This is a genomic window from Paenibacillus brevis, from assembly GCF_018919145.1.
Taxonomy (GTDB): domain Bacteria; phylum Bacillota; class Bacilli; order Paenibacillales; family Paenibacillaceae; genus Fontibacillus; species Fontibacillus brevis.
Genome location: NZ_JAHLQJ010000017.1, coordinates 77903 through 92129 on the forward strand (window position 1 = coordinate 77903; position 14227 = coordinate 92129).

At 49.2% G+C, this 14227-nt stretch carries 10 protein-coding genes; 8 read left to right on the forward strand and 2 right to left on the reverse strand.

The window, feature by feature from the left end; translation table 11 throughout:
- The first annotated feature begins 24 nt into the window (after positions 1-24).
- Both KQJ23_RS18410 and KQJ23_RS18415 read left to right on the forward strand, forming a co-directional pair.
- Complete coding sequence (locus tag KQJ23_RS18410; RefSeq protein ID WP_216480371.1) at positions 25-1788, forward strand: glycoside hydrolase family 2 protein; 1764 nt, start codon at positions 25-27, stop codon at positions 1786-1788.
- Between the two features lie 80 nt (positions 1789-1868).
- Positions 1869-3128, forward strand: a complete 1260-nt coding sequence (locus tag KQJ23_RS18415; RefSeq protein WP_216480372.1) for an anaerobic sulfatase maturase — start codon at positions 1869-1871, stop codon at positions 3126-3128.
- A 13-nt stretch (positions 3129-3141) separates the two neighbouring features.
- Here KQJ23_RS18415 and KQJ23_RS18420 read toward each other — a convergent pair whose 3' ends face one another.
- A complete protein-coding gene (locus KQJ23_RS18420; protein WP_216480373.1) occupies positions 3142-4749 on the reverse strand; it encodes a response regulator in 1608 nt (535 codons plus the stop codon).
- On the reverse strand, positions 4742-6541 hold the full coding sequence (locus KQJ23_RS18425) for a sensor histidine kinase (protein WP_216480374.1): 1800 nt from the start codon (positions 6539-6541) through the stop codon (positions 4742-4744). The genes KQJ23_RS18420 and KQJ23_RS18425 overlap by 8 nt, the downstream gene beginning before the upstream one ends.
- A 309-nt stretch (positions 6542-6850) precedes the next feature.
- On the opposite strand from KQJ23_RS18425, the gene KQJ23_RS18430 reads away from it, so the two are divergent.
- From KQJ23_RS18430 to KQJ23_RS18455, 6 genes are all read left to right on the forward strand, one after another.
- Positions 6851-8212: an ABC transporter substrate-binding protein gene (locus KQJ23_RS18430; RefSeq protein WP_216480375.1), complete on the forward strand. Its 1362-nt coding sequence runs from the start codon at positions 6851-6853 to the stop codon at positions 8210-8212.
- A 90-nt stretch (positions 8213-8302) separates the two neighbouring features.
- Positions 8303-9178 carry a carbohydrate ABC transporter permease gene (locus KQJ23_RS18435; RefSeq protein WP_216480376.1) on the forward strand — a complete coding sequence of 292 codons (876 nt, stop codon included), beginning with the start codon at positions 8303-8305 and terminating at the stop codon, positions 9176-9178.
- Positions 9179-9201: 23 nt separating this feature from the next.
- The gene (locus KQJ23_RS18440) at positions 9202-10023 is read left to right on the forward strand and encodes a carbohydrate ABC transporter permease (RefSeq protein WP_216480377.1); all 822 of its coding nucleotides are present in this window, start codon (positions 9202-9204) and stop codon (positions 10021-10023) included.
- 52 nt (positions 10024-10075) lie between these two features.
- Positions 10076-12334 (forward strand): glycoside hydrolase family 65 protein, encoded by a 2259-nt coding sequence (locus KQJ23_RS18445; RefSeq protein WP_216480378.1) that lies wholly within the window; start codon positions 10076-10078, stop codon positions 12332-12334.
- On the forward strand, positions 12315-13028 hold the full coding sequence (gene pgmB, locus KQJ23_RS18450; RefSeq protein WP_216480379.1) for a beta-phosphoglucomutase: 714 nt from the start codon (positions 12315-12317) through the stop codon (positions 13026-13028). Before KQJ23_RS18445 ends, pgmB begins: the two co-directional genes overlap by 20 nt.
- Positions 13018-14142 carry a DUF4432 family protein gene (locus KQJ23_RS18455; protein WP_216480380.1) on the forward strand — a complete coding sequence of 375 codons (1125 nt, stop codon included), beginning with the start codon at positions 13018-13020 and terminating at the stop codon, positions 14140-14142. Before pgmB ends, KQJ23_RS18455 begins: the two co-directional genes overlap by 11 nt.
- Positions 14143-14227 lie beyond the last annotated feature (85 nt).

A 14227-nucleotide genomic window follows, 5' to 3' on the forward strand; every position in this document is an offset into this window, starting at 1 on the left:
AATTTAAGGAGTGTGTGGAACACGATGACGACTAAGAAATATATAAAAGATTATCCTAGGCCGCAGTTTGTACGGGAAGATTGGAACTTGCTAAATGGCGAGTGGCGGTTTGACTTTGATGATGACAATGTCGGTGAAGCGGCGGGCTGGCACCGGAGCTTTGCCGGCAATCGCACCATTAACGTCCCATTTACGTATGAGACGAAAGCGAGCGGGATCGGCGAAGAAGCGCATCACCCGTACGTATGGTACAACAGACAACTGGATATCCCTTCGGCTGCGCAGGGAAAGAGGATTCTCCTGCATTTTCAAGCGGTCGATTATATTGCACAAGTGTGGGTGAACGGGGAGTACGTCGGAAGGCATAGAGGGGGCTACGCGGCGTTTTCCTTTGATATCACGCCCTATGTTTCCTGTGAATCTCCAAATGAGCTTACGGTTAAGGTAGAGGACAGCAAGGATGCTACCCAGACACGGGGTAAGCAGCGCTGGGTGGACGACAACTTCGAGTGCTTCTATGTGCAGACGACGGGCATTTGGCAGTCTGTGTGGCTTGAATACGTTGACGAGCAACATATAGACGCGGTAAAAATAACTCCTGATCTTGACGCCTCAACCGTTCATTTTGATTATCAGGTTAAAGGAGGCACCTCTGAGGAGAGCGGGCTTACCCTGGAAACGGTCATTACGATGAAGGGCCGGCAAGTTAAGCGAACCAGTCTTGCGGTTGATCGTCCATGGCTGACTCTGGAGGTTGATCTCGTACATGAAAGGAACGGGCCCTGGAAAAAGTGCTATTGGTCACCGGGAAATCCGAATTTGTACGACGTGGAATTTATTCTGTACCGTAATGGAGTCGAAATCGATCATGTCTATTCCTATTTCGGTATGAGGAAGATCTCTATCCAGCAAGGCCGAGTACTGCTCAACAATATTCCGATCTATCAGCGGCTGTTGCTGGATCAAGGCTATTGGCCGGAGAGCCACTTGACGCCGCCCTCGGAGGAGGCATTAATCGAGGATATTGAGCTCCTGCTGAAAATGGGGTATAACGGTGTCCGCAAGCATATGAAGCTGGAAGATCCCCGGTTCCTGTATTGGTGCGATGTTAAGGGTGTCCTGGTGTGGTCGGAGATGGCTGCGACTTATGAATTCAATGATCAGGCGGTGCAGCATTTCACAGAGGAGTGGATGGAGATCGTCCGTCAGCAGTATAATCATCCCTCTATCATTACCTGGGTACCGTTCAATGAATCCTGGGGAATTATGAATGTTTTCAAGGATGTGCGCCAACAGAAGTTTACCGAAGCCATCTATCAATTAACCAAGGCATTTGATCCGAATCGTCCGGTGATCACGAACGACGGCTGGGAGCATACGGTATCCGATATCTTGACGCTGCACGATTATGTGGAGACCAAGGAACAATTCCTGGAGCGCTATGCAAGCAAGGATGATATCGTCAACAATGTGAAATCGTTCAACCGTTGGAAATACGCTTTTGCAGATGGTTACAGCTACAAAGGACAACCAATTATTCTGAGCGAATTCGGGGGCATCGCTTTTAAATCCGACAAGGGATGGGGCTATGGCGGTCAGGTGGTCTCGGAAGAGGCGTTTTTTGACCGCTTCCGCGGGATCCATGAAGCCGTTAAGGCAACGGACTATATTGTGGGGTACTGTTACACACAAATTACCGATGTCCAGCAAGAGGTGAACGGACTTCTGACCGAGGAGCGCGAGCCGAAGCTTCCCTTGGAGAAGATCAAGGAGATTAATCTCCTTTAACCTGTGATATTCACACATAAGTAATCGATCTGAGATGTGCCTGTCCTCACAGCTACTATAATTCACCCTGGAGGAAAATCATGAGCGGGATATGTGGGATTAGCAATAATGAAAATGTCAGCGTGATGTGGAAGACGGTCTCGGAGGATTGTAACCTGGCTTGTGATTATTGCTATTACAGCACCTGTGGAGGAAAGCCCGGTCCGCGGATCAATAAGATTGATCCCGCTGTGCTGGAGAAATTTATCCGCGAATATATGGAGCTGAGTAGAGGGAGCGTCTCGTTTGCCTGGCAGGGCGGAGAGCCGCTGCTGGCCGGACTTGATTTTTTCGGGGAGGTTGTGAGACTGCAAGCAGCTTATGCGCCTCCTCATACATCTATCAGTAATGCTGTTCAGACGAACGGAACGCTGATCACAGATAAATGGGCAGCTTTTTTTCGGAGATATCAATTCCTTATCGGGGTCAGCATCGACGGTCCCCAAGAAATTCATGATGCTCGCAGAGTCGATTCGCGGGGGCAGGGCAGCTTTGAACGAGTGATGAAGGGGATTGATTGTCTTCGGCGTCACCGGGTTGATTTTAATATACTTACGGTTCTTCACCGTGGAAATATCACGAAAGCCAAGGAGCTAATTGATTTCTACGAGCGTGAAGGCTTCACGTATGTGCAATTCATTCCGTGCATGGACTTCCGCTCGCAAGAAGTGGGCAAGCCGGGAACCTATGATATAACTCCTGAGGAATATGGCGAGTTTCTGTGCGAGGCTTTTGATTATTGGTATAATGACGGACAGCCGCGGACCTCGATCCGTTTCTTTGATAACATGTTGAACGTGTATACAGGCCGTGAAGCCGAACTGTGCATTCATCGCTCCGGCTGCGGCAGCATCCTGGTGCTGGAACAGAATGGGGATGCCTTTCCCTGCGACTTCTATATTCACGAGGACTGGAAGCTTGGAAACGTGGCTGAGCACAGCTTGACGGAGCTCCTGTCTCATCCTGTCCGGAAGAAATTCCTCCGTATGAAGCCTACATTGCCCGAAGCCTGCCTTAGCTGCGAATACAAGCCGCTATGCCATGGGGGCTGTCCGCGTAACCGCAAATGGGCCGATGACCTAAGCACCTCGGATCCTGATTATTTCTGTACGAGCTACAAGCGTATTTATGCTTATGCCGACGAGCGGATGAAGACACTGGGCATAGCCTTGCGGCAGCAACTGTTCGCAGAGAATGTCCAACGCTACTTCAAGGGTAAGCTGCCTGGGCGCAACGATCCCTGCGCTTGCGGAAGCGGCAAGAAGTTCAAGAACTGCTGTGCAGATATTGCGGTGTCTTGACCGTAGTTGGCCTTTATATCAATTCGGTTTGCGAATAGTTCAGCTTATATTCCTTGGGGCTCATTCCCGTATATTTGGAGAACACATAGGTGAAGTAAGCAGGTGTCTCGATACCGACGGCTTCCGCGACTTCAAATACTTTGCTCGCCGGATTCCTGAGCAATTTCTTGGCTCTTTCAATCCGATACTTATTGATGGCGTCGATGATGGATTCACCGGTTACCTTTTTGTAGAGGCGGCTGAGATAGCTGCTGTTGATATGGATATGGTCTGCAATAATCTGAAGATTCAGGTTCTGGTTGTAATGCTCTCTGATATATTTCTGGCACTCTATCACGATGTAGTTAGGTTGTTTGTCATTGAACGCCAAGGCTCTTGAACAGCCCTCAATCAAACGCTTGAGGATGTCTGTCAACTGCTGGATGCTCTTGCTCTCCTGAATTTGCTTATACACCGTAGTTTGGCTTTCAGTAGGCTCCGGTGCAAAGGGTTGGCTGGCGCTCAGCAGGCGGAAACAGTAAGAGCCGATCAGCAGACAAGCCACCTTCACATGTTCAATCGGCTCTTGGGTGCTTTTATAGCTCTCGAGTAATTGGCCCAGTTGGCGGATGGCCAACTCGCTTTGTCCATGTTGCAGATATTCGGCAATTTGCTCTGCAGTAAGATGAGGCGGCGCTCCGGGAGTGAGTGTTTGGTTGGCATGCGGCCTATAGACGGCAACATGATTATCGCTGTAAAAGTTGCCCTGCAATGCTTCTTTGGCTTCGCGGTAGGCCAGGGACAGCGTCATTACATCCCGGTGCATTGTACTAATGCCAATATTCAGATGATATCGTTGGAAACTCTTGGACATAGCCAGGATTTCATTGCAAATGGTGAGCAAGGCTTGTGTGGAGACAGCCGCAGGTTCGCCGTTCATGGACACAATAGCGAGCATGCTATTGTGTTCCATGACCATGGTATAAGAAGGACGGTCCCCGAAGGCTAGCGCAAGGAATTGACGAATGGAAGCCAAGAACTGTCGATACTCATGGGTTGAGGGAGAACTCTCCGTATCCTCAAATTCCAGATAGATTCCAAAATAGTTCTCGATGCGCAACCCAAGCTCTCTCGAGCGGCCGAACAAGCTTGCCTCATCGCTAATCAAGCCTTCCACGGCTTCTTTTAGAAATTTTTCACTAATTTCAGAAAGAGTATCATTGATCTTACTCTCTAGCTGCATTAATTTCTCCTTTTGCTCTTTCTCCTTTTCTAGCAGGCGCGTGGCCTTCTCAATGGCTACGGGAATTTTCTCCGTAGGATTGATCTTGACCACGAAGTCGACTACTTCATACTGAATGGCCGTTTGGGCATAGGAGAAGTCGGCGAAGGCGGTAAGAATGATGACCTTGATCTCCGGAAAATTACGGTGTACATAGTTGGATAAAGCCAAACCGTCCATTGCCGGCATCCGGATATCGGTTACGATAATATGAATATCATACTGATTCAGCAATTCCACAGCCTCCATGCCATTGGATGCTTCACAAACCACCTCACATTGCAGAGCCCCCCAGTCGATAAAGCACTGCAGCCCTTTTTTGATAACAGGCTCATTATCCACGATCATGACGTTATACATATGATAGTTCCCCCTGATCAGCAGGGATATGAAGAGTCACATTGGCCCCTGCTCCAAATTCGCTCTCGATAGTAATTCCATAAGGCTCACCGTAGATCAGCTTGACCCGTTTTTGCGTATTGATCAAGCCGATGTTGTTGTGGCCTTGCTTGCGCCCGGCTCTGTTCTCGAATTCACTCCAATTCTGCGGAACATATTCAAACCCGGTACCGTTGTCCTTAATCTCAAAAAAGATAGAGTCGTTTCTGCGGTAAATATAGATGTGAATCAGACCTTTACCCAGTTTTTTTTCAACACCGTGAACCACAGCATTTTCTACCAAGGGCTCGAGGCATAGCTTGGGAAGCATCAGATCCAGTATGGCTTCGTCCTCAATATGAATGGTATATTCAATTTTATCCTCAAATCTTTCTTTCTGCAGATAAAGGTAGAATCTGATGAAATCCAGTTCCTGGCGAATGGGAATCTTGGCCATGCTATTGGAATAGATGCTTGCTTGCAGCAGCTCCGTCAGAGACGTAACCATCTTGTAAACGGTCTCATCTTTGGATAGCTTTGCCTTATAGCCGATGGTGATTAACGTATTGAATAGGAAGTGGGGATTCATCTGAGCTTGCAAAAATTTAATCTCGGATTCTTTAATCAGCAGATGCTTCTCATAAACTTCCTTAATCAGATAATTGATCTCCTCCGTCATATTATTGAAGGTGCTGCTTACCTGATTGAGTTCTACATCCTTGTAGGCCGGCATTCTGACGTCATAATCGCCCTTCTTGACCTTGCGGAAGCTCCGCAGTAAATCACGAACAACTCGTGTAAAGCGAAGAGACAACAAGACGCCTGCTGCGAGGGATACAAAAGCAATCAGAGTAATAATCCATATGTATCTGCGCATGCTGTCGGACAATGTGGAGAGTATCTGCTTCTTAGGAATACCCGCAATGAAGGTAAGGCCGGTTGTACCGATGCTGCGGGATATGGCGAGGTAGCTTTCTTGGTTGATCTTGACCTCGCTTACTTCATGATGATTTTTCAGAGCATAGACGGCGGGGGAAACAACAGAGCCCAGCGCTTGCTTATCGGCAGTGGAATAAATGGTTCCCTGGTTATCGATGATGTAGGCTATAGCGCCCGGGAAGGTGAGCAGTTCAGCATATTTCTCCGCTAAATCGGATTCCTTCGTCCCAAAGATCAGTACAAGACGATGCTGGGGAAGGTTGATATTGGATACGATTCGTGTGAAGTAGATCGTATAGTCATCATTGCTCGGCGGGATAATTTCCTTGCCCCGTTCCATATTATGAACCGAATGATAGACAACGAGATTGTTCTTGTTAATTTGTTCAATGTTAGGCTGCGACTTTATAACGGATACATAATTGTCCTCGTCAAAAAAAACATAAGCAGTTGACAACAGGCTGATATTCCAAGCGTTATTGAACATCAGGCTGTATTTCAAGTCTTCTTCCATTTCAATTTTATTGATAAATATTTTGTAGTAATCATCTTCTAAAGACACATCCTCGATAGACCAGGCCCTTACCGTTTTATTGGCAAGGAAATGCAGTGAGGTATTATCAATGACCTGAAAGGACTTCTCGATATTATCGTTGGTCTGGCCGATTAAGAGCGACAGGTTATCATTGGCATTCCTTGTTAGGATTCCAGAGATGCTCCAATAGAAATAATAGCCGGCGAAGGTCATGGGCAGTAGAATGAGCAAAAAAATGATAATAACAATTTTATTCCTTACCGGAATGCGGGAGATAAACCCCAGAATGGTGTTGGACATGCTATCTGCTCCTTGGCTATGACGCTATAGTAAAGTTATTATATAATCTTTTCTTTATGTCGAATAGCCGAACAGGCCCATCTCAAGCCATTTGGTAAAGAAATCAACAAAGAGTTAAAGATAACTGAAAGCCCTTTCAGATAGCCTTCGGCTTTTCTATATTTGCTCAAGATATTATAAAAGATCATACCGAAAAACCAATTCAATTGCCCTTTTCTTTGTTCTAGAATGGGGGCTGTAACAAAGCACATCGGCTGCAGGAGAACATCTCTGCACTAAGCCGTCACTATTAACAGAGGGGGATTTGATTTGAGAAAGTCATTGTACAAAACGAGTTGTATTCTAGCAAGCACGCTCATGTTGGCCATGTCCATTTCGGCGTGTGGATCACCGGGCTCATCAGAGAACAGCGGGGGGGCGGCAAACTCTACACCTGCCGGATCGGATCAGGCAAGCACTGCTCCTGCCGCCAAGGGACCGGTGAAAATTACTTATCTTACCTTCCGCGTGGGAACTCACGCGTCAGCCAAGATGGAAGAAGAACAGATCAAACAGTTCAATGCCAAGTATGGCGATGAAGTGGAAGTCGTGGTTGAAGAGATTCCGAGTGATTCCGCCTATGAGGATAAATTGAAGATCCTGGCTGCCTCCGGGGATGTTCCGGATGTCGTAATGGGCAAGAACGGGATTAACGATCTGTTGATCAAGAGCAATCTTGCAACCCCTTTCAACGAGTATTTGGACAAGGACCCGGAATGGAAAGCGGAGATCGGCGAGGCAGCTATCACAGCCAATACACGGGATGGGAAGGTCTGGTCCATCAGTGATCAGAAGCAAAACATCGGCTATTTCTACAACAAGGAAATGTTTGAGCAGGCAGGAATCAAACCAGCGCAGACCTGGGATGAATTTATGAGCAACAACGAAAAGCTGAAAGAAGCAGGATTTATCCCCCTCTCACTGATGACCGGGGAGAATGCCTGGACGACGAATCTGATTCTTGGCGCGATCGTGGGTACGAACGGAGATGCAGGCAATTCATTCATGAACACCCTTCATCCCTCCGACTTTAATACGCCGGAGATGATTCAAGCGCTCAACCTGGTGAAGACGATGCTGGAGAAGTATGCGACCAAGGATGCGCTTGGGGCAGGATATGCCAATGCGGCAAATAACTTTTGTCAGAACAAGGCAGCGATAATTGCTAATGGTCCGTGGATGATTGGAGACTTTAGCGATCCAACCAAATGCAGTGAAGGCTTTGATCAAAAGGTAGGGGTCGCGGCATTCCCGAACAACAGCATGTTTTCAACCTATGAAGTAGGTTATATGATCGGAGCTAAAACACAAGAAACCCGCGATGCCGCCGAGAAATTCATCCGATTCAAGACAGGGATGGAGGGCCAGACCATCGCGCTTGAATATGGCAATGTCATGCCGGTATCTGACGAGGTTCAGCCTTCAGAAGAGCTTAAACAGAAATATCCGCTGTTTGTTGAATCTATAGCGGTAGCCCAGAAGACAGAGGTTCATTTTAAGAACTTTGACGCTATTGTCTATCCTAACGTTACCGACGCTTGGAAGACGCTCTATCCGAAGCTTGTATTCGGTAAATCGACGGCAGAGGATATTGTGCATGAGCTGACAGATATTGCAGCCAAAAGTAAATAAACAGCAAGTTTACGATTGAGTGTACGAATTGTGACCTGATTTTACGGCAGCCATGGCTGCCGTAAAATCAGGTTGGGGAGGACCATATGCATGGTAAGAAAAAACAGAGGCTATATCACGCTATTCTTATTGCCTACGCTTATTTTGTTTATTGTCGTTTATGCCGTATCGCTGGTCATTCTGTTAGGCACATCCTTTACGGAATGGTCGGCCGGGCAAAAACCGATTTTTATAGGTCTAGCCAACTATATCGAACTATTTACGGATGACTCCAACTTTCGCAAGAGCTTTCTAAATACGGTGATCTGGGTATTCCTACAGTCTACAGTCCACGTCGCCATTGGTACGGTATTCGCCATCATTCTCAATTTGAAGGAATTCTATTGGAAGTTCGCACGAACGGTTTATATGTTTCCCAACATCATTTCAAGTGCGGCCGTAGGCATGCTGTTTTTATGCTTGCTCAATCCTGACTTCGGTGCGGTGAACAGTATTGTCCGCTTGTTTGGCAATGCGGATTACGCTCAGAACTGGTTCATGGATTATGCCACGGCCTTCCTCTCGGTCACCATGACCTGGCTGCCCTATGCGGCTGTCGTTACGATTCTGATCCTGGCCGAGATCGCAGCCATTCCGGAAAGCCTGTTTGAATCAGCACGGATCGACGGGGCCAGCGAGATGAAGATCAACCTCTATATTCTCATTCCTATGCTGCGTAATATTATCGGCACCTGCGTTATTCTGGCCGGAACAAGTATGCTGCAGAAGATGGATATTATTTTGATGACGACCGGTGGCGGACCCGGCAATGAAACGATGAATTTGCCCATTTATATATACAAAACCGCACTTATGGACAATAACTTCGGTTATTCCAATTCGGTGGGCGTATTCCTAATCGGCTTTGGCTTGATTTTTGTTCTGCTGTGCCGAAATCTGTTCAGAATAGGCAGCTCCCATAACTGAATGGAGCGACTGGGGTGAGAATGTTGAAAACAAGTTTGGGTGTGCTTAAATATGGATTTGTGCTTCTGATTATATTGTTGTCGCTTGGCCCGTTCCTGTGGGTGTTTCTGGCATCCTTCAAGACAAATGCAGAAATTCTGACTAATTCGCTCGGCTGGCCAAGCAGCTTTCGCTTTTCCAATTATGTGACGGCTTTTAAAATTGCGCCGATATCCCGATTTTACATTAACAGTTTGATCGTGGGGATCTTTGGGACAGTAGTGAATTTGCTTCTTCTTGGAATGGCAGCCTATGCCCTGGCACGTTTTCAGTTCCGGGGGAAGAAGCTGCTGATGGGAGTGTTCTCTCTATCGCTGTTGATTCCGGGTGCTGCCATGCTGCAACCGTTATATCTGACGGTGAACACCTTGGGCCTCTATGACAAGCTGGTCGGACTGATTATTGTTTATGCGGGCTTCGGCTTGCCGGTCTCGCTCTATATTTTAACAAGCTACTTCCTGACGATTCCTAAGGAGATGGAGGAATCGGCTTATCTGGACGGTGCCGGCTTCATCAGGACATTCTTCAAAATCATCCTGCCGATCTCAAAGCCGGGCTTCGGTACGGCCGGTGTCATGCAATTTCTGCTCTGCTGGAACGAATTCCAGTTCGCTATTATTCTGACAACGGGTAATCAGAGCCGAACGTTGCCGCTAGCGCTTTACTATTTCAAGAGCCAATTCGCCAGCGATTACGGCGTGATGTTTGCGGCTACGATGGTCGTAATTATCCCTAGCATTGTTGTGTATATACTGCTACAGAAGCAAGTGGTATCCGGACTTGCCGCGGGTGCGGTTAAGGGGTGACCTGTTGTAAGGGAAACGAAGGGAAAAGATCAAAGAAATTGAGGGATGGCAGATGAATGAGGAAAAGCTGTGGTGCCTGAAGGAAGACGGGTATCACGCCGAACTGCACAAGTATTATGAGGGGCTCTTTACCCAAGGGAATGGCTATATGCATGTCCGCGGAAGCTTTGAAGAGGGGTGCAGTGATGCGCCTCAGGATGAGGAATATCTGCGCTTTCCCGATAATGTCACGCTTGAGAAGCCAAGGCATCCCAAATCCAAGCAGGGAACCTTTATTCCGGGCATTGTTGGCCGGCATCCGTTGTTGAAGGAGGAAATCATCAATCTTCCTTTTTATTTGGGGCTTGAATTCAGATCCGGCGGCGAGAGTCTGGACATGGACCGGTGCCGGATCAGCAGCTACAAACGCTGGCTGGATCTGCGTGATGGAAGTCTTCATCGTTCATTTATATGGGAAACGGCGGCGGGGATGCGCTTGTACTGTAAGTATGATCGGTACATCAGCATGGCAGATTCCCATCTTTGTATCCAGCGTGTGCAAATTGAAGTCTTGTCAAGCGAAGGAAGTCTGGAGATTAAACCCACACTCCGGGCTGATGTGCGCACCAATGGCATGAGTCACTTTGCCCGGATTACTCCTGCGGCAGAGCCCGAGGGCAGCTTGTCGCTCGACATCCTGACGGAGGAGGGCAATCAAATCTTCATGCTCTCTACGTTGGAAGTCTCGGAAGCGGTAACCTGGCAGGGTGAACATACCGCGATCATGGCATCGCTCCGGGCCGAATGCCCGCTGAAGAGCGGAGACCGATTGACGGTCCGCAAGCTGACTGCCGTAACAACGGACCGGGATATAGAGGAGGGGACGGTTCGTGACAGAGGGCTTCTGCATCTGGATCAAGCCCGTGACTTGGGTTGGGAAGAGCTTTATCATCGGCATGCCGCCAAGTGGAAGAGCAAGTGGCAGGATGCGGACATCCGTATTCAAGGGGATGATGCGGCACAAGTCAATGTTCGTGCTTCTCTTTACCATTTGATTCGTTCCAATGCAGAGCGGGATGACCGGGTAGCGATCTGTGCAAAGGGTTATGCCGGCGAGGCTTATTTCGGCAGATACTTCTGGGATACGGAGATTAACCTTTTGCCCTTCTTCCTGCATACCAACCCGCAGGCTGCCCGCAACCTGCTTCTTTTCCGTTATCATACGCTGGAGGGGGCGCGGTGCAATGCCCGGAATTACGGATACCGGGGCGCACGATATGCTTGGGAATCCTCGTTAAGCGGGGAAGAGCAATGTGCCAACTGGCAGTATGCCGATCACGAAATCCACATTACGGCGGATGTTGTATATGCTTTGTACCATTACATGAACGCGACCGGAGACGATGAATTTCTGGAGCATTACGCCATCGATATTCTGGTCGAAACGGCCCGTTATTGGTGTGATCGAGTGGATTGGAACCCGGAGGGGTACGGCGAGCTGCTTGGCGTGATGGGACCGGATGAATATCTGCCGTTTACCCGCAACAATGCTTTTACCAACCGAATGGTCAAGTTCAGTCTGGAGCAGACGGCCCTTTGCCTCAGCAAGCTGCTACACAGCAAGCCGGAAGGCTATGCGGCTGTGGCAGAGCGCTTGGATATCCGCCCGGATGAACGGGAGCTCTTTCGGCACACGGCGGAGAAGCTGAGGCTGCCGTATGATAGCCGGACGGAAATTGTTCCGCAATCCGACGACTTCGCCCAGTATGCTGATGTGGAATTTGATACCCTCTGGACGGACCGTTCCAGACCGTTTGGTCATTTCATTTCCCAGGAGCGCAATTATCGTTCCAAGGCGTTAAAGCAGGCCGATGTGCTCGAATTAATGCTGCTCTTTCCGCAGGAATTCACCCGGGAGCAGATGAAGGCGGCTTATGCGTATTATGAGCCGATAACGACTCATGATTCCTCTTTATCCGCAGCGGTTCATGGCATTGTAGCCTCTTGGCTGGGCGAGAAGGAGGAAGCGGCCAAATTTCTGCAGCGAGTGATGGCGATCGATCTCTCTGTGGAGAAGAAAGGGGCTGCCGAGGGAATTCATATCGCCAATTGCGGCGGATTGTGGCAGCTTATCGTTTACGGCTTTGCCGGTATGACCAGCGCGATGTGGAGCGAGGACCTTCACCTGGAGCCTCGTCTGCCTGCCGGCTGGGAGGAGCTAAGCTTCCCGATCGTTTGGCGGGGGGATCGCTACCGGGCAACGGTTCGTCCGGATGCTTATGAAGTAACCAAACTGGACAGGAGGAAGTCTGATGCAAGTCAAACTATTTGAGGCAGCCATCTTTGATTTGGACGGGGTCATTGTCGATACCGCCAAATTTCACTATCAAGCCTGGAAGCGGCTTGCTGAGGAATTGGGGTTCGCTTTCAGCGAGATAGAGAATGAGCAGTTGAAGGGTGTTAGCCGGATGGATTCACTTGAACTCCTGCTTCGGGCCGGAGGGATAACGAATCTGACGAGAGGGCAGAAGGAAATATTGGCTTCCCGGAAAAATGAGTGGTACAAGGAGTATCTCACCACGCTTACGCCTGCGGATGTATTGCCGGGCGTAGCGCGCTTTCTTCATCACTTGCGCTCAAGCGGTATCAAAACGGCGATTGCATCGGCCAGCAAAAACGCACCGCTGATTTTGGACAAAGTGAATATCGGGCCATTGTTCGATGTAGTGGTGGACGGGAACAGCATTGTTAAAGCCAAGCCGGACCCGGAGGTGTTCCTTCAGGCAGCCCGGCTTCTTGATGCGGCTCCGTCCGCATGCTATGTATTTGAAGATGCGGAGGCTGGTGTAGAGGGGGCTATCCGGGCAGGTATGCGCGTGGTGGGCATTGGGGCAGAGCAACTGCTTGCCCGCGCCCATCTGACCGTCACGAGCTTTGAGCAGCTTGAGCCTGTTTTTTTGCTGAGCCGAATCGGCGTATCTGATCCCGGCGTCACGGTAATGGGAGATAGCCCCTATGAACACTAAACCTACAGGCGAGTTGATGCTGTCGCAAATGCAGCCGGAGGTTCCGTATCTGCTGCCGGCCGGCGGGTTCGTTACCCTGAAGCTGTTTACAGACCGTTTCGGCTCACATTTGCATTTGTTTACTATATCCAATGGCCGGCTTGTTTTTAACGTAATCCTTGAACGCGGTATGGATATAGGGGAGGTCTGGCTTGGGTCGGAAAAGTTCAGTTGGGAGCGGGACACGCGGTATTTGCTGCATGCCGACAACGTGGACCTTTCCGACAATGAGCATTCAGGCTGGGATGCAGGCTTCTATGCGGCTGTTGCCGCCATCGGTCCTGAAATCTTTGGTACTCCGGATGAAGTGAGAACCGTCCATGGGACGGGCTCTTACTCCCCAGCGGATACGGAGTCAATCCGTTTGGTCTGGGATGAGCGGAGTATATGCTTGGAGGGAATTGTGCCGGTAAGAGGGTACGGGATACAGCCTGTATATGAAAAAACAATCCGGATCTTAACCCATTACGGGGCGACCACGCTGTTCAGGGAGGATACGGTGCTCAATTTAACGGATACAGCCCAACCGGTGGATGATGGATACCATATCCAGCTGGCAGGGCCTTTTTTGTCATGCGGAGGAAGTTATGTTCTGCCTGTCTCGCCCGAAAAAATGCTGCTCCGCGACTCCGCTCCACCGGAAGAGAACCCGTTAGCCGTCTATGATTCCGGGACGAAGCTGGATCCGATCCGTTGTTATCAATACGTTCCTGAGCCGGTGGATGGGCTGGCCGCTCTGCCACAGGTTCGTGAATACTTCGCGGATGCCAGCGCTGGTGAAGCATTGACGGCCGAGATGCTGGTCAACGCAGGCAAAGACGCCGCAGCTTATGTGATTCGTTCACTGGCATGCTATCCCCGCTCCCTGATAGCCAAACGGGCGATCAGGGATAATATGTATGCTCTGGAGCCCTGCAAGACGAGACCCAATTCTATGAAGCAAAAAACGATAGACGGAGAGACTGTCTATATCGGTCCCCACGACCAGTGCACAGGCTGGATTATCTTAGGAGCGACACGCGATATTCAGGAAATAAGAAGCCTTACGCACATGATCCGAAGTGCAGAGAAGTGATTCATCCCAGGAGCACTGCTGTCGCCTTTCCTGCAAGGTTCTCATAACAGATTCCCAATATCCTAAGACTTGCATGATTAACAAG

Excerpts from the sequence above, each read along its gene's own strand:
- KQJ23_RS18410 (WP_216480371.1), top strand. The coding sequence starts at position 25 with ATGACGACTAAGAAATATATAAAAGATTATCCTAGGCCGCAGTTTGTA.
- KQJ23_RS18415 (WP_216480372.1), top strand. The coding sequence starts at position 1,869 with ATGAGCGGGATATGTGGGATTAGCAATAATGAAAATGTCAGCGTGATG.
- KQJ23_RS18420 (WP_216480373.1), bottom strand. The coding sequence starts at position 4,749 with ATGTATAACGTCATGATCGTGGATAATGAGCCTGTTATCAAAAAAGGG.
- KQJ23_RS18425 (WP_216480374.1), bottom strand. The coding sequence starts at position 6,541 with ATGTCCAACACCATTCTGGGGTTTATCTCCCGCATTCCGGTAAGGAAT.
- KQJ23_RS18435 (WP_216480376.1), top strand. The coding sequence starts at position 8,303 with ATGGTAAGAAAAAACAGAGGCTATATCACGCTATTCTTATTGCCTACG.
- KQJ23_RS18445 (WP_216480378.1), top strand. The coding sequence starts at position 10,076 with ATGAATGAGGAAAAGCTGTGGTGCCTGAAGGAAGACGGGTATCACGCC.
- pgmB (WP_216480379.1), top strand. The coding sequence starts at position 12,315 with ATGCAAGTCAAACTATTTGAGGCAGCCATCTTTGATTTGGACGGGGTC.
- KQJ23_RS18455 (WP_216480380.1), top strand. The coding sequence starts at position 13,018 with ATGAACACTAAACCTACAGGCGAGTTGATGCTGTCGCAAATGCAGCCG.